Origin of the sequence: Oceanisphaera psychrotolerans, assembly GCF_001870485.1 — a bacterium.
GTDB lineage: Bacteria > Pseudomonadota > Gammaproteobacteria > Enterobacterales > Aeromonadaceae > Oceanimonas > Oceanimonas psychrotolerans.
The window spans coordinates 25895-41506 of the sequence record NZ_MDKE01000002.1; the positions used below are offsets into that span (position 1 = coordinate 25895).

Consider the following 15612-nt stretch of genomic DNA (forward strand, 5'->3'; position numbering starts at 1 on the left):
CCGCCATACTGTAAATATTCCCAGGAGTTGTAATGGATGTATCCAGCCTGCTTGACGGCATGAACGACAAGCAACGGGAGGCGGTCGCCGCTCCTGCCCAGAACATGCTGGTGCTGGCCGGTGCCGGCAGTGGCAAGACCCGGGTGCTGGTGCATCGCATTGCCTGGCTGATGCAGGTGGAACAGGTGCCGGCGTCGGCCATTCTGGCGGTGACCTTTACCAACAAGGCGGCGGCGGAAATGCGTGGCCGGGTCGAGCAGTTGCTCGGTGGCCGGCTATTCGGGCTCTGGCTCGGCACCTTCCACGGCCTGGCGCACCGGCTGCTGCGGGCCCATCACCTGGATGCCAATCTGCCTCAGGACTTCCAGATCCTCGACTCGGACGATCAATTGCGGCTGCTGCGCCGCATCCTCAAGGGCATGAACCTGGATGAAAAACAGTGGCCGCCACGACAGGCCGCCGGTTTCATCAACGCCCGCAAGGACGAAGGTCTGCGCCCCAAAGACATTCAGGTACTCAACGATCCGTTGCAAAAAACCTACCAGCGCATCTATCAGGTATATCAGGACACCTGTGACCGGGCCGGACTGGTGGACTTCGCCGAGCTGCTGCTGCGTGCCCACGAGCTGTGGCTGTATAAACCCCATATTCTGGCCCACTATCAGGACCGATTCCGCCATATTCTGGTGGACGAATTTCAGGATACCAACAGCATCCAGTACGCCTGGTTGCAGATGCTGGCGGGCCAGCAGGCCCGGGTGATGATAGTGGGCGACGACGACCAGTCCATCTACGGCTGGCGCGGCGCCCGGGTCGAGAATATCGCCCGCTTCCTGCGCGATTTCCCCGGTGCCGACACCATTCGTCTGGAGCAGAACTACCGTTCCAGCGGTACCATCCTCAAGGCCGCCAACACCCTGATCGCCAACAATGCCGAGCGCATGGGCAAGGAGTTGTGGACCGAGGGCAGTGAGGGCGAGCCCATCGCTCTCTATGGCGCCTTCAACGAGGTGGACGAAGCCCGCTTCGTGGTCGAGCGCATCAAGCAGTGGCGCCAGCAGGACGGGCTGTTGAGCGAGGCGGCGATCCTGTATCGCAACAACGCCCAGTCCCGGGTGCTGGAAGAGGCGCTGATCCAGGCGCGGCTGCCCTACCGTATCTACGGCGGTCTGCGCTTCTTCGAGCGGCAGGAGATCAAGGATGCGCTCGGCTATCTGAGGCTGATCAACAACAGAGGTGACGAGGCGGCGTTCGAGCGTATCGTCAATACGCCCACCCGTGGTATCGGCGAGCGTACCCTGGGGCTGGTGCGCGAGGCGGCCCGGGATCGGCAGCTTACCCTGTGGCAGTCGGCCTGGGCGCTGGTGGAGGAAAAGGTGCTCACCGGCCGCGCCGCCTCGGCGGTGAGCCGCTTCCTGGCGTTGATCAACCAGCTGGAAGACGAAACCCGCGAGCTGCCGCTGCATGTGCAGACCGACCGGGTGATCGAGCTGTCCGGACTCAAGGCCATGTATCAGGCCGAAAAAGGCGAAAAGGCCCAGGCCCGGGTGGAAAACCTGGAAGAACTGGTCAGCGCCACCCGCCAGTTCACCCCGTCCGAAGACGACGATATGCCGCTGTTGTCGGCCTTTCTGTCCCACGCGGCGCTGGAGGCGGGCGAGAGTCAGGCGGATCAGTTCGACGATGCGGTGCAACTGATGACGCTGCACTCGGCCAAGGGCCTGGAATTTCCGCTGGTGTTCATGGTGGGAGTGGAAGAGGGCATGTTCCCCAGCCAGCAGTCGGCGGAAGAAAGCCAGCGGCTGGAAGAGGAGCGCCGCCTGGCCTACGTGGGCATGACCCGGGCCATGAGCAAGCTTTATATCAGCCACGCCGAGAGTCGCCGGCTCTATGGCCGGGAGATGTTTCACCGCCCCAGCCGTTTCATCAAGGAGCTGCCCGGCGACTGCGTGGAGGAAATCCGGCTCAAGGCCACCGTCAGCCGTGCCGTGCCCAACGGTCGCTTCAGCCAGGATCGGGTGCAGGAAACCTTCAACGAAACCGGCTTCCGCCTGGGTCAGCGGGTATCACACCCCAAATTTGGCGAGGGCATAGTGCTGAATTTCGAAGGGGCCGGCGCCCAGAGCCGGGTACAGGTCAACTTCGACGACGGCGGCAGCAAGTGGCTGGTGACCGCCTACGCCCGGCTGGAAGCCCTGTAACTCGTAGCCCTGTATGGCGGGAGTGAGGCCGATGACCCCGGTTGCTCCCGCTCCGCCCGGGGCTGTTATCCCAAGGCCTCGCTCGCCAGCAGCCACAGGATGGAGCCGGCCACGCCGCAGAACAGCAGGCCGCACAGGCCGTTGATCGGGCGACTCCAGGTCAGCAGCCGGCTCTGCACCCGCGGCGAGGACAGCCACCAGGCCAGCAGCATGAACCAGACGAGGCTCAGCAGGAACAGCTCTGCCACCAGGGCGGCGCGGGTCAGCCAGTTGACTTCCGGCCCGACCAGGGCGGCGAGCAGGCCGATAAAAAACACCAGTGCCTTGGGGTTGAGCAGGTTGGTCGTGAAACCGGTCCAGAATCCACTGGTCGGAAGACCCGGCGCAGCAGCGTCCGCGGCCATGCTTGCTGCGGACGGGCGCAGTGCCGCCCGCAGGGCACCGATGCCCAGCCAGCCCAGATAGACCGCTCCCGCCAGTCGCACCAGATCGAACAGCAGCGCATGACCCTGCAGCAGCAGGCTGACACCGGTGAGGCTCAGTATGCTATGCACCATTATGCCCAGCGCGATGCCGGCTGCCGCCCCGACAGCGGCGCGGCGGCAGGCGGAGTAACGCAGCATCAGTGCCAGATCCGGCCCCGGGCTGGCCAGCGCCACCAGATGAATAATGCCTATGGTCAAAAGAAGTGAAAGATTCATGTCCGGCTCCTGCGATGATGTGTTCACAGTGTATGGAGCCGGATCCTGGTCGGCTTGTAACTTATTGCATCTGGCCGCGAAAGCGGGCCGGGGTGACATGATAGGCACCGACGAAGGCGCGGTGAAAATGGGCCTGATCAAAAAAGCCGACCAGCTGGGCCGTGTCTGCCACCGTTGCGCCCCGGGACAGGTGTTTCTTGGCCGCTTCCAGGCGCAGCCGTTTCAGATAGGCATGGGGAGTGAGGCCGACCGCCGCCTTGAACCGGCGCAGGAACTGGAAGCGCGACAAGCCCTGCTCATCGGCCAGCTGCGCCAGGCTATGAGGCTGGTCCAGCTCGTCCAGCAGCCGTTCCCTGACCCGGGAGAGGGTGCCGGCCGTCAGGGGGTTGTTGCCTGCCAGAGGGAAGAAGGCGGACAGCAGGTCGAGCAGCTGGTCTTCGGCTTCCCGGGGATCCAGCAATTTCTGCTCCAGTTGCCGGTGCAGGTCCAGGCTTTGCCGGTACAGGCCGGAATGGTTGAGCAGCGGGGTCGTGAAAAAGGGCGTTGGCTGCTCCAGATCGCCGGCCAGGGATGCCATCAGTTCGGGGGCGATGGCGAACACCCGGACCCGGAAGCCCCGTTCGTCGAAGCAGCTGCCGTCGTGGGCGATATCGGGGTTGAGCAGCGACAGCTGGCCGGCGGCCAGTGCCATTGAGCTGCCCTGGTGGATAAACTTCTGCGCGCCCGACTCGACCAGGCCGATATGATAGTCGAGGTGAACATGCCGGCCGTAACTGAAGGCAGCATGATCCGCCAGACAGAGTTCCATGCCCGGCAGCGAAGGGTGTTTCCAGTATTTTACTGCGCTCATGAGCCTATTTTAGCGGTGTCGCCCGGGGGCGGTTGGGTAAAGCATGGCGCTTCCGCTGCCGGACACTGTCCAGGGTGTAGATCACCAGTGCCACCCAGATCAGGGCAAAGGTGATCACCTTGTCCTGGGTGAAGGGTTCGTCGTAGAGCAGTACCGCCAGCAGGAACATCAGGCTGGGGCCCAGATACTGGAAAAAGCCGAGGGTAGACAGCTTGAGCCGCTTGGCGGCGCCGGCAAACAGCAGCAGCGGTGCCGTGGTCACGATGCCGGCAGCAATCAGCCACAGATTGGTGTTCAGTGAATTGGTGCTCATCTGGCTGGTGGCGCTGTCGGCAAAGCCCCACAGGTAAATGGCGGCGATGGGCAGCAACACCAGGGTTTCGAGCATCAGGCCGGTAAAAGGGTCGACCGGCACCTTCTTGCGGATCAGGCCGTAGCAGCCGAAGGTGGTGGCCAGCACCAGCGCCACCCAGGGCAGGCTGCCGAAGACCAGCAGCTGGATCAGCACGCCGCTGGCCGCGAGTCCCACCGCCAGCCACTGTACCGGCCGGAAGCGCTCACCCAGAAACAGCATGGCCAGCACGATATTGAACAGCGGGTTGATGTAATACCCCAGGCTGGCATCCAGCATGTGATCGTTGTTCACCGCCCAGATAAACACCAGCCAGTTCAAACCGATGGTCAAGGATGACACCAGCAGCATCAGCAGATGCCCCGGCTCGCGCAACATGGCCCGGACCCGCGGCCAGTAGCCGAGGAAGCTGAGCAATGCGAGCAGCAGCAGGAAAGACCAGATCACCCGATGGCTGAGTATCTCGTTGGCCGGCACATGCATCAGCTGCTTGAAATAGATGGGGGCGATACCCCACAGGAAATAGGCCCCGAGAGCAAACAGGGCTCCCTGGACGGCTTGGTCTTTTTTCATGGTCATATATCTGGCGATAGGCTAAAAACCCAGTGTAGCGACAATATGCCGAGGCTGACCAGCAGCAAATATCACTAGGGTGTGCGCTTGAGGACCCAGAGGTGAAGAATCAGGCCGGTTTGGTATGCATGCTCATGCTGTCGGCGGGCGGGATCCGCCATGCCACCGGGTCCGGTGCGGTTTATGGTTGCCGGACCCTGCTTTACAATGCTCCTTCGTTTTTATCCTGCGGGCCGAAATGAATTCCTTAACCGAAGAACCTGAGTCCGTTCCCATTCCCGATACCCCGTTGGCGGTGTTGCAGCAGGTGTTCGGCTACCAGAGCTTTCGTGATGGTCAGCAGGAGATCATCGACACCGTGATTGCCGGACGCGATGCGCTGGTGATCAAGCCTACCGGCGGCGGCAAGTCCATCTGTTACCAGACCCCATTTAACATCGGGAACGGGGAACTCACCACTGAGTATGCCTATGGTAATGGCAACTATGATGGCAGGAGCCATGCCGTAGTTGGAAATAAACCTGATCAGGGCGCTATGGGCCCTCATTTCCTTGAATGAGGCGGAGAACATCAGGTAAGCGGTGAGCAGACCGCCGGCGATGATGGAAATGGGATTTCCATTACACGGCCACCCGCTTCAAACTCTCCAAACAGGGCTGCCAGACCTGCGTCAATGGCGTCGAGCCCCGCGCGTCGCTGCACGCCAGTTGCCAGAGCGAATCACGGCGCAGCGTGGTGGTATCGCTGATATCGAGCCAGCCCATGGCACGCTGTAATGAAGACTGGCCAGCGAGTGACGAACGCACTGCGGGTCACGCTGGTCGGCCAAATACTCTTCAAGGGCGGCGATCACGCCGCTGTTGTCGAGTGCTTCGCGCTGCAGCAAGGCGCCGCCGTCACTGGTGGTGCGATGGCCGGTCAGCTCGGCACGGACAGCGCCGTTGCACGAGGGCGAGCAGGACGTTAGGGTTTCACCCATGGCGAGGAGTTCTTTTGAGTCTCACCACTCAAGCAAGAAATTGATTTTGAAAGAAAAATCACTCGCCATCTTCATTTTCAAGCCTGCCTCATGAATAAGTCAGGATTTCGCTAGGGTGTGCCTGCGTGGGGCACATCGACATCGGTGGCAGCGACATAGCCCTCGCGCGCTGCGCTGCGGTTGCCCTCGTCAAAATCAGGCGCCACACAGAGAAATAGTGTCTTGCCTTCCGCACCTCCGAGCGCAACGGCGAAGACCTGATTCGGCGCAACGCTGACTTCATCAAGTATCTTGCCGCCCTCGGCGATGCGCAGCGCGCGCTGGTTGGTGCAGTCGGCAATCCAGACACAACCTTCAGCATCCAGAGCCAAGCCATCGGGAACGATGGTTGCAGTCCCCAAGCGCTTTTCGATGTTCGGCTCGTCGCCGATATCGCCAAAGTTCGCCCAATCGCGGCGAGGGCCGAGGGTGCCGTCTTCGAGAATGTCAAAGGCCGAGAGCTTATTGCCAAAGAGTTCGTTGACGATCAGGGTGTTATCGTCCTCCGTGATAACCATGCCGTTGGGAAACGACAGGCCCTCGGCAACGACCTGTGCCGAGCCGTCCGGGTTAACCAGCACGATGCTGGTTGTGGCGTGGTCAGCGCCACCCATCAGATCAAAACCGAAGTTGCCCACGTAGGCTCGTCCATTCCTTGCGACCACCATGTCGTTGGCGTGACCGCCACACAGGTCATGGATATTGGCATGCTCGACAAGGGTTCCGTTAGGCTCCTGACGCAGAACGCGGCGATCCTTCATTGAGACGACCAGCATCCGGCCATCGGGCAACCAGCCAAGGCCGGAGGGCTGCTGCTCGACCTTGGCAACGGTTTCTACCGAGCCGTCGCTGCGTACTTTGTTGACGGTGTAGGTGTAAAAATCAACGAACCATAGCTCGCCATTGTGCCAGCGAGGCCCTTCGGTAAAGGTGAATCCATCTGCAACAATGCGGAGTTTTCGATTAGGCATAGCTCATTCCTCACACTGGTCCAACAACCCGTGGGTCTTTGGAGCAGGATTTTTAGCGGTTAAGTCGTAATTTGTTAATGATATAAAAGGCCTCAATAAATGAAGCCTCCATTTACCAAGAGCTATTAAAAACCTGATCTACCCTGGATAGAGCCAGCCATGCTTGAACGTGCAGCCACCCCCCAGTGCCCATCCTGCTTCGTCACAATATAGAATGAGTCAAATGTTTGACCAGGAATGTTATTACCTTCTTCGTCATATCGAGTGAAAGAAAGTGACACATGATACTTCATTTCACCGGTGTCACCGTCCATCCCAGCTTGGGTAACATTTCTATAATCCCAGCGTGACTCCTTCCAGCCGATGGCTCTGAGAGAGTTTTTATCTTGATCAGAGGCATAGTCTTCAGGTTTTTGCCACACGTGGACATTTCCACCTGAAATGCGGACATGAGGATAATTTAGAGTTTCTGACAGAGCTTGTTCATCTGCAGCATTGAATGCCTCAAGAAATGCATCAGTGGTCTCGCACGCAGGAGCAATATACTCTGGATATTCTCCGTTCGAATCTTTTACACAATTATCAACTAGATTACCTATTTCGGGTGGGGCAGCATGGGTATTAAGTGAAGAGATAAGCAACACGCTGGCGGCTGTTTTAACGATGGTTTTATTTTTCATATTTTCAGCTTCCTTTTTAAATATTATGAAGTTTTTTTCGTAGAACTCGGGCGAATTTATCAAAGTTAACCACGAATTCTGATCGTGTTCAGTTACTACCTTTGTATTGACTTTTTAAGACAATCTCCTCAATTTTTTGACTGGACGGGTCGTATATACAACCGAACAAAAAGTTCAGGAAGTGACTTCTCCTCCCAGTAATTAGTTGTATATGCAGCATCGGTGGCGAGTGCAGTCGCTCCCGTTATCGGCAAATTAATTAATGTTGATGTGTGACCAAAAGAGTGCCCGGGGTATATATAGTTTTCTGCACGCCATAGACATAAAAATCATAGCAACCATCATTCACACCTTCAAGAGATAACTAGTCAATGTTAGGTTTTTTTAAATATTTTAGGATATAAGATTCTACAGCATATTAATCCGAGTTAATGGCATAGTAATATTCTGTGCGCTGAATCATGTGTATAGCATTTGGGAAGTGTCCAATTACGTCTTTGGCCGCCTCAACAGCTATTCCGCCATCAATCATGGTCGTACACCTGAAAAGAATATAAGGTGTCATGCTGATGGTAACAACAGAAAGTGTAATGGCCTAAATAAACTCTGTAGCCTCAAGCCGATAATGAATAAAGGGAAGCCTTATCTTGAAAGGTCCAACAGCAATGTGTGGCTGCTTTTCTCCCGATTTTCTTTTGTAAACTTGCATGCGTATACCTCATACTCTTAAGTATGCTTATCTGATAATTTCCTGGTAAAGATTGATGATATCTTCGAGGGTTGTTTTTCTCGGGTTCACCAGCACGTTACCGCTTTTCATGGCATCTTTAGCCATAATATTGATGCTGTCTTTTTCTACATTGAAGTCGGAAAAGTCTCCGGGAATACCAATGTCTGCCGACAGTTTTTGAACGGCATAAAGTGATTTTTCAGCGTTTTTGGTAAGCGACAAGTTGTTGTCCAATGGCTCACCCATCAGCTGGGCTATGTTTGCATATTTTTCCGGACAGGCCAGCAGATTGAAGTTCATCACAGTGGGTAACAGTACCGCATTGGCAATGCCATGAGGAGCGTGATAGATAGCGCTTAGCGGGTGGCTCATTGCATGAACATTGCCAAGCCGAGTGTTGTTGAACGCGATGCCGGCCAGCAGGCTGCCGTAAATCATGGCGGAGCGAGCTTGCAGGTTATTACCGTTGAAAACTGCCTGCCGCAAGTTGGCGCTGATGATTTCGATGGCCTTCATCGAGAACAACTCACTCATAGGCGAGGACATGGTAGAGGTGTAGGACTCAATGGCATGAACCAGAGCATCCAGACCGGTGGAGGCGGTAATGTGTCTGGGCAGGCTCAGTGTCAGATCCGGATCGACGAAGGCCCATTTGGGAGCCATGCTTCTTCCACCGATAGTAATTTTATATTCCCGATCCGAGTCGGTTATAACTGAGAACACAGTCACTTCGCTTCCCGTTCCTGCAGTGGTTGGAATGGCGACTAGTGGCAGGGGAGGGTTTTCATACTTTTCAATACCTTCGAGATCAATGACTTTTTGATCGTTGGTCATCAGTATAGCCAGCACCTTGGCAGCATCTAGCGGGCTGCCACCCCCAACACCAATGATCACATCGGGCTGAAAATCCTGGGCGAACCGGTATGCACTCTCTACATTGGCTACCGTGGGATTGGGAGCAATGTCGATAAACGTAGCGATAACGATATTTTTATCGGACAGGCTTGCAGTAACCTTGTCCAGAATACCCGATTCTTTTAAGCCATTGTCGCTTACCAAAAGAGCCCTGTTGAAGTTGTTGTTTTTCAGGGCTTCCTTTAATTTGGATATGCATAAGTTACCAAAAACTATTTGGGTATCCATGGTAAAAGTAAGATCTTTAAGTTCCTGCATGCTGTATCACCTGTTCACTTATTCGTTGTCGATTAACACATTGCCTTTACTTTGTACCGCTGCTTGTTCTGGATTTGGTGTATAGCAGCGAGTCCCCTAGTACTAATGCAGGTACTGTGCCAACTTTTAACTTGTCGGAAACAACTGGGTTACACAGTGTTTTGGACGTTTGTTTTATCAAAAAAGTCACTTTTAACAATGAGTTGATGTGTTTTTGCACTTTATTCTTCACTCTATGAAAGACGGCTTTTGTTATCGTAGCCAAGACGGTGAACCTGCCATGTGTGCAAAAAAGCTCGTTATTTAGTGCAGAAGTGCACATTTAGTGCAAAAATGCGCTACATTTTTCTGATGGCCTCCGGGGATTGTGGTGAATATGATGAAAGAAAATGGTTTTATTGATGTCCAACTGGAAGATTTTGTGCAGGGTACAGATAGACCTTGTTTTATACTGAATGAGAAGGGTGCCCTTGTTTATAGTAATGTGCTTACTGAACTTTTGTTAAAAAACCATCTTTTATCGGTGGATTATTTACATGGCATGATTCCCGCTGACGGTGAGGTAATAAGTACTATAAGAGTTGGCGAAAGCTATGATGCCCTGGTAAGAAAGATAATCATTTCCGGAACCACACTGTTTCATGTTGTTCTTCATAACCTGCTTGAAAGCAGAGGTGTGTTGAATATAGATGATAATATGGAGTCTGTTATAAACTCTCTGCAGGAAGGGGTTTATATTACCGATGGTGAGGGGTTTACCAAAAAAATCAATAACGCCTATACAGAGTTGACAGGGTTAAGTAGACAGGATCTGGAAGGAAAGCATGTGGCTGAATTGCTGTCTTTTGGTGTTTTCGACAGCTCAATGACAGTTAGGGTAATGAAATCCAGAACAAGATTTTCCAATATGCAGAAAATAAACAATAACAAGATATGCTTGGTTACTGGTGTGCCGGTTTTTGATGAGAACAATAATTTGATAGCGGTAATCAACTCTGCCTATGATCTTACCGAAATGAACAGGCTGCAAGAAGATGTCAAGAAAAGTGAAATTTCATTAAAGAGAAAAGATATAGAAATAGATCGATTAAGAGCAAGGGTTGGTCAATCGCACTCCAGCTCTACACGAAGCGCTATCATGAAGAGTGTTTACAAAATCTCCGAGAAGCTTGCAGACTCTGATGTTTCCGTTCTTTTGCTTGGCTCTACCGGAACGGGCAAAAGTACCATGGCATACAGTATTCATAAAAATAGCCAGCGAGCGAAAGAAGCCTTTATAGAGGTCAACTGCGGGGCCGTACCTGAAAGTTTGTTTGAGTCAGAGCTTTTTGGTTATGTCAAAGGAGCCTTTACCGGAGCATCCGACAGAGGCAAGGTGGGACTGATTGAGTCGGCGGACAAAGGCACTCTTTTTTTGGATGAAATAGGGGATATGCCGATTCACCTACAGGTGAAATTGCTTACCTTTTTGCAAACAGGAAAAATAAGACGCCTTGGAGAAACTAATGATAGAAAGATCAATGTTCGCATTATCTCGGCAACAAACAAGGATCCAGTAAAGCTTATTGAGGCCGGCATGTTGCGAGAGGATCTTTTTTACCGGTTATCGTTGGTGTCCCTGACTCTGCCCGACCTGAAAGAAAGGAAAGAGGATGTCTTTTTTTTGGCAAAGGATATTCTGGGTGCTGTTAATGAAAGGTATGGGAAGGCGGTGGAAATGTCGAAAGAGGTTTTTCTCTTTCTGGAATCTTATGACTGGCCGGGTAACCTGCGTGAGCTTGAGCATGTGATTGAGCAAATGGTTGTACTGCTGGATGGCTCAGTGATTGGGGTAGACAGCCTGCCTGATAAGATCTTCTCGCCGTCGGTGTTAAAACCCACTGAAATACCAATTGAACTCAATCTGACGCTGCAGGACTATATGGATATTCATGAAAAGGAGTTTCTTTCCATGGCAATAAAAAGTGAGCAGGACACAGGAAAACTCTCATCGAAACTTGGTATTCACAGAACAACGCTGGCCCGAAAATTAAAATATCATGGAATAAAATGATTGGGTCAGGGTATTCGGCAAGATGATATGGAGGCGGGATGCTTGAAACGGCTGACCCTGTGAGTCGGGGCGGTTCATGCCGGTTTATTGTTGACGCCCCCTGTCTTACAATGCTCGTTCATTTTTGCCTGGCCGACCGCGATGAATCCCGACACCGAAGACACCGCTTCCGTTCCCATTCCCGATACCCCGTTGGCGGTGTTGCAGCAGGTGTTCGGCTACCAGAGCTTTCGTGATGGTCAGCAGGAGATCATCGACACCGTGATTGCCGGACGCGATGCGCTGGTGATCAAGCCTACCGGTGGCGGCAAGTCCATCTGTTACCAGATCCCCGCCCTGCTGCGGCCCGGCCTGACCATAGTGGTGTCGCCGCTGATTTCGCTGATGAAGGATCAGGTCGATACCCTGGTCGCCAACGGGGTCGCGGCGGTCTATATCAACAGTTCCCTCAGCCGGGAAGAGATGCTGCGCCACTTCGCGGCCATGCGCCGGGGCGAAATCAAGCTGGTCTACGTGTCGCCGGAGCGGCTGCTGCAACACGAATTCATGGAACGGCTCGGCGAGCTGGAACTGGGGCTGTTCGCCATCGACGAGGCTCACTGCATCTCCCAGTGGGGTCACGATTTCAGGCCCGAATACGCCGCCCTGGGCCGGCTCAAGCAATGGTTTCCCCATATTCCGGTGATGGCGCTGACCGCTACCGCCGACGAGGCTACCCGTCAGGACATGCTGAGCCGGCTGAGTCTGACCGATCCGCTGATCCATATCGCCAGCTTCGACCGGCCCAATATTCGCTATACCCTGGTGGAAAAGTTCAAGGGCATCGATCAGCTGTTGCGTTACGTGGCCGAGCAGCCGGGGCTGTGCGGCATCGTCTATTGTTCCAGTCGGAAGCGGGTGGAGGAGGTGGCCGAGCGCTTGCTGGCCCGGGGTCACAAGGCGGCCAGCTATCACGCCGGCCTGCCACTGGAACTGCGTCAGTCGGTGCAGGAACGGTTTATTCGTGACGATCTGGACATCGTGGTGGCCACCGTGGCCTTCGGCATGGGTATCGACAAGCCCAATGTGCGCTACGTGGTGCACTACGACATTCCCAAGAATATCGAGTCCTATTATCAGGAAACCGGTCGCGGCGGTCGTGACGGTCTGCCGGCGGAGGCGCTGCTGCTCTACGACCCGGGCGATGTGGGCCGGGTGCGGCGGTTGCTGGAAAACAGTGACAACGAACAGCAGGTGCAGGTGGAACTGTACAAGCTCAACGTGATGGCGGCCTTTGCCGAATCGCTCACCTGCCGGCGTCAGGTGCTGCTCAACTATTTTGGCGAATACCAGCGCGAGCCCTGTGGCAACTGCGATATCTGTCTGGATCCGCCCAAGCGTTACGACGGCACCGAAGATGCGCAGAAGGCGCTGTCCTGTGTCTACCGGGTCGGGCAGCATTTCGGCGTCATCTATGTGGTGGAGGTATTGCGTGGCGCCGCCACCCAGCGTATTCGCGAACACGGCCACGACAAGCTCACTACCTATGGTATCGGCAAGGACAAGAGCCAGGAGCACTGGGTCAGTGTCATTCGTCAGTTGATTCACTCGGGGCTGCTGACCCAGAACATCACCCGCAACATGGTGTTGCAGCTGACCGAGGCGGCCCGGCCGGTGCTGCGCGGAGAGGCCCGGTTACAGCTGGCAGAGCCCCGGCTGGTGAGGGTAAAGCAGAAAGACAAGGGCGAAGCGGTGCTGAGCCGGGCCGAAGATCGGGCACTGTTCAAGGAGTTGCGGCAACTGCGCAAGCAGCTGGCCGAGGAGGCGGATGTGCCACCCTATGTGGTGTTCAGCGATGCGACCCTGACCGAACTGGCCCGTTACCGGCCCAGAACCGAGTCGGAATTGCTGGGGATCAACGGGGTGGGTATGCGCAAGCTGGAGCGTTATGGCGCGGCCTTTCTCGCGCTGTTGCGCGGGCCGAACTAGGGTGTGCCGGAACACACCCCTGGGTCCGCCGAGGCGGACCGGACACCCTTACAGGCCTGAGTAGTAGGCGGCGAGATCTTCGATGTCCTGATCGGACAGCGGTTTGGCCATGGGCGCCATGATGGGGTTCTGGCGTTCACCGTCGCGGAAATGTTTCAGCTGGGCAACCAGGTAGGCTTCTTTCTGACCGGCCAGGTTGGGGTAGATGTCCATGGCGGAAATACCTTCGGCACCGTGACAGGCGGCACAAACGGCAGACTTGGCCTTGCCGGCTTCGGCGTCACCGGCGGCAAGGGCAGGGGCGCTGAGCAGGGCCAGAGCGGCGGCGGCTGTCATCAATTTTTTCATGATCGAACTCCGTTATTGTTAGAAAGATACATTGCTTCCGATATTCGTTGAATAGCGCTTGCTGACCACAGGACCGGACGGGCAACGACTATTTGCGGTCGGCTCCTGTAGCCCAGTGTTCAGGAATCGCTATTTATTTAGCCAAAGCAGTATAAAGTAAGCCATGGTCAAAAAGAAAATGCGGTCGACGGCGACAGGATGGAATATATGATGTTAGACAATTTGTATGCAAGGTTTGACTGGGCCGGTGCCCGGGTCGAACCGACACCGCTGTCTTCACCCCGGCTGCTGTTATTGAATCGGGACCTGGCCGATGAGCTGGGTATGGATCTGTCCGAACCGCAATGGCGCGAGCTGACCAGCGGCAACCGGCTGCTGCCGGAGATGACTCCTTTTGCCCAGGTGTATGCCGGCCATCAGTTCGGCGGTTTCAGCCCGCAGCTGGGAGATGGCCGGGCCTTGTTGCTGGGCGAGGTGGTGGCCCCCGATGGCCGGCGCTGGGATCTCCATCTCAAGGGGGCCGGCAAGACGCCGTACTCCCGCTTCGGTGACGGCCGGGCGGTGCTGCGTTCTTCGCTGCGCGAATATCTGGCCTCCGAGGCCATGCATCATCTGGGCATTGCCACCACCCGGGCCCTGAGCCTGGTGGGCAGCGAAGAACCGGTGTACCGGGAGCAGAGGGAACCGGGGGCCGCCGTGCTGCGTGCCGCGCCCAGTCATCTGCGTTTCGGTCATTTCGAGTATTTCTATTACAGCGGCCAGCCGGAACGGATCCCCGTTTTGCTCGACTACCTGATCGACACTCAGTGGCCCGATCTCACCAAGGATCAAGCCGGTTATACCGCCCTGTTCGAGCGGGTGGTGGAAAAGACGGCGACCCTGATCGCCCGCTGGCAACTGGTGGGTTTCTGCCACGGGGTGATGAACACCGACAACATGTCGATGCTGGGCCTGACTCTGGACTACGGCCCCTACGGCTTTCTCGACGCCTACGATCCTGACCATATCTGCAATCACTCGGATCACGGTGGCCGCTATGCCTACGATCAGCAACCGGCGGTCGGCAACTGGAACCTGCAGCGGCTGGCCCAGGCCCTGTCCGGGGTGATCGAGCTGGAGGCACTGCAGCAGGCGCTGGGCAAATACGAGTATCAGTTGCTGTCGACCTACTCCGAAGGCATGCGCCAGAAGCTGGGGCTGACGGCCTGGCAGGACGAGGATCCGGCACTGTTCCGGGACATGTTTACCCTGATGGCGGCGCAGAAGGTGGATTACAGCTGCTGGTTCCGCCGCCTGGCACAGCTTGAATCGTCCGGGCCGGTGCCCGACAGCCTGCTGGGCTTGCTGACCGAGCCCGAAGCCGGCCGCGACTGGTTTGGTCGTTATCAGGCCCGACTGGCGCGAGAAAGCCGAACGCAGGCTGAAAAAGCCGCCGGTATGAATGCGGTCAATCCCAAATACATACTGCGCAACCACCTGGCTCAGCAGGCCATCGAGCGGGCGGAGCAGGGCGACATGAGCGAGGCCGATCGGCTGCTGCTGTTGCTGGCCCGGCCCTTCGACGAGCAGCCCGAGCTGGACCATTACGCCATGCCGGCACCGGCCTGGGCCGAATCACTCTGTATTTCCTGTAGCTCCTGATGATGACCAAGACACTCGACACCGATACACCATTGACCATAGAAACCTTTCCCGCCTGGGCCGAAGCCTGGTGCGAGAGCTGGATCTGGAACTGATTGAGCGGGAAGAGGGGGCCGACTACCACCAGTGGCTGGTTGGCTTCGAAGAGAGCCGGCTGTTGCTGTGTTTTCAGCATTATGCGGACTGCGCCTGGTTGCAGCCGCTGAGCGAGCAGGATCAGGATGTGGCCGACTGGCTGACCGGACAGTGGAACGGCTGATCAGACCCTGAACCTCGGATATCCCCGTTGCCGCTATCACCGTGAAACATCAGATTGGTATGACCATCTGACCCTGTCTCTATAATCAAAGGAA

12 protein-coding genes and 2 pseudogenes are annotated in these 15612 nt (G+C 55.8%); 6 read left to right on the forward strand and 8 right to left on the reverse strand.

The features are described from left to right. Positions 1-32: 32 nt before the first annotated feature. Positions 33-2201, forward strand: a complete 2169-nt coding sequence (gene uvrD / locus BFR47_RS00615) for a DNA helicase II (protein WP_071471267.1) — start codon at positions 33-35, stop codon at positions 2199-2201. A gap of 65 nt (positions 2202-2266) precedes the next feature. Here the strand turns inward: uvrD and BFR47_RS00620 are convergent, their stop codons facing one another. The 3 genes from BFR47_RS00620 to rarD all read right to left on the reverse strand — a co-directional run bounded on the left by BFR47_RS00620 (position 2267) and on the right by rarD (position 4677). Further along, a complete protein-coding gene (locus BFR47_RS00620) occupies positions 2267-2902 on the reverse strand; it encodes a LysE family translocator (protein ID WP_071471268.1) in 636 nt (211 codons plus the stop codon). A 61-nt stretch (positions 2903-2963) separates the two neighbouring features. Continuing rightward, complete coding sequence (locus tag BFR47_RS00625) at positions 2964-3752, reverse strand: AraC family transcriptional regulator (RefSeq protein WP_071471269.1); 789 nt, start codon at positions 3750-3752, stop codon at positions 2964-2966. A gap of 4 nt (positions 3753-3756) precedes the next feature. Then, positions 3757-4677, reverse strand: a complete 921-nt coding sequence (rarD, locus tag BFR47_RS00630) for an EamA family transporter RarD (protein WP_071471270.1) — start codon at positions 4675-4677, stop codon at positions 3757-3759. 238 nt (positions 4678-4915) lie between these two features. Between rarD and BFR47_RS17905 the strand changes: the two are divergent. Then, a pseudogene (locus BFR47_RS17905) lies at positions 4916-5125 on the forward strand (DEAD/DEAH box helicase); the annotation flags it as partial. A gap of 217 nt (positions 5126-5342) precedes the next feature. Here BFR47_RS17905 and BFR47_RS17660 read toward each other — a convergent pair. The 4 genes and pseudogenes from BFR47_RS17660 to BFR47_RS00655 all read right to left on the reverse strand — a co-directional run. Then, positions 5343-5656, reverse strand: a pseudogene (locus tag BFR47_RS17660) (transposase); the annotation flags it as partial. Positions 5657-5766: 110 nt separating this feature from the next. Then, the gene (locus BFR47_RS00645) at positions 5767-6666 is read right to left on the reverse strand and encodes an SMP-30/gluconolactonase/LRE family protein (RefSeq protein ID WP_071471273.1); all 900 of its coding nucleotides are present in this window, start codon (positions 6664-6666) and stop codon (positions 5767-5769) included. A 125-nt stretch (positions 6667-6791) separates the two neighbouring features. Further along, a complete protein-coding gene (locus tag BFR47_RS00650) occupies positions 6792-7346 on the reverse strand; it encodes a hypothetical protein (RefSeq protein ID WP_071471274.1) in 555 nt (184 codons plus the stop codon). Between the two features lie 736 nt (positions 7347-8082). Beyond that, positions 8083-9249 (reverse strand): iron-containing alcohol dehydrogenase, encoded by a 1167-nt coding sequence (locus BFR47_RS00655; protein WP_071471275.1) that lies wholly within the window; start codon positions 9247-9249, stop codon positions 8083-8085. A 376-nt stretch (positions 9250-9625) separates the two neighbouring features. Here BFR47_RS00655 and BFR47_RS00660 point away from each other — a divergent pair, with 376 nt between their 5' ends. Both BFR47_RS00660 and recQ read left to right on the forward strand, forming a co-directional pair. Continuing rightward, positions 9626-11302: a sigma-54 interaction domain-containing protein gene (locus BFR47_RS00660; protein WP_071471276.1), complete on the forward strand. Its 1677-nt coding sequence runs from the start codon at positions 9626-9628 to the stop codon at positions 11300-11302. Between the two features lie 141 nt (positions 11303-11443). Continuing rightward, on the forward strand, positions 11444-13270 hold the full coding sequence (recQ, locus tag BFR47_RS00665; RefSeq protein WP_071471277.1) for a DNA helicase RecQ: 1827 nt from the start codon (positions 11444-11446) through the stop codon (positions 13268-13270). 48 nt (positions 13271-13318) lie between these two features. On the opposite strand, the gene BFR47_RS00670 is transcribed toward recQ, so the two are convergent. Then, a complete protein-coding gene (locus tag BFR47_RS00670) occupies positions 13319-13618 on the reverse strand; it encodes a c-type cytochrome (protein WP_071471278.1) in 300 nt (99 codons plus the stop codon). Between the two features lie 207 nt (positions 13619-13825). Here BFR47_RS00670 and BFR47_RS00675 point away from each other — a divergent pair, with 207 nt between their 5' ends. Both BFR47_RS00675 and BFR47_RS00680 read left to right on the forward strand, forming a co-directional pair. Beyond that, complete coding sequence (locus BFR47_RS00675; RefSeq protein ID WP_071471279.1) at positions 13826-15259, forward strand: protein adenylyltransferase SelO; 1434 nt, start codon at positions 13826-13828, stop codon at positions 15257-15259. Between the two features lie 70 nt (positions 15260-15329). Continuing rightward, positions 15330-15518: a DUF3630 family protein gene (locus tag BFR47_RS00680; RefSeq protein WP_245748730.1), complete on the forward strand. Its 189-nt coding sequence runs from the start codon at positions 15330-15332 to the stop codon at positions 15516-15518. Positions 15519-15612 lie beyond the last annotated feature (94 nt).

What these genes read in the sequence shown, in the direction of transcription:
- uvrD (WP_071471267.1), top strand. Translation starts at nt 33, where the DNA reads ATGGATGTATCCAGCCTGCTTGACGGCATGAACGACAAGCAACGGGAG.
- BFR47_RS00620 (WP_071471268.1), bottom strand. Translation starts at nt 2,902, where the DNA reads ATGAATCTTTCACTTCTTTTGACCATAGGCATTATTCATCTGGTGGCG.
- BFR47_RS00625 (WP_071471269.1), bottom strand. Translation starts at nt 3,752, where the DNA reads ATGAGCGCAGTAAAATACTGGAAACACCCTTCGCTGCCGGGCATGGAA.
- rarD (WP_071471270.1), bottom strand. Translation starts at nt 4,677, where the DNA reads ATGAAAAAAGACCAAGCCGTCCAGGGAGCCCTGTTTGCTCTCGGGGCC.
- BFR47_RS00645 (WP_071471273.1), bottom strand. Translation starts at nt 6,666, where the DNA reads ATGCCTAATCGAAAACTCCGCATTGTTGCAGATGGATTCACCTTTACC.
- BFR47_RS00650 (WP_071471274.1), bottom strand. Translation starts at nt 7,346, where the DNA reads ATGAAAAATAAAACCATCGTTAAAACAGCCGCCAGCGTGTTGCTTATC.
- BFR47_RS00655 (WP_071471275.1), bottom strand. Translation starts at nt 9,249, where the DNA reads ATGCAGGAACTTAAAGATCTTACTTTTACCATGGATACCCAAATAGTT.
- BFR47_RS00660 (WP_071471276.1), top strand. Translation starts at nt 9,626, where the DNA reads ATGATGAAAGAAAATGGTTTTATTGATGTCCAACTGGAAGATTTTGTG.
- recQ (WP_071471277.1), top strand. Translation starts at nt 11,444, where the DNA reads ATGAATCCCGACACCGAAGACACCGCTTCCGTTCCCATTCCCGATACC.
- BFR47_RS00670 (WP_071471278.1), bottom strand. Translation starts at nt 13,618, where the DNA reads ATGAAAAAATTGATGACAGCCGCCGCCGCTCTGGCCCTGCTCAGCGCC.
- BFR47_RS00675 (WP_071471279.1), top strand. Translation starts at nt 13,826, where the DNA reads ATGATGTTAGACAATTTGTATGCAAGGTTTGACTGGGCCGGTGCCCGG.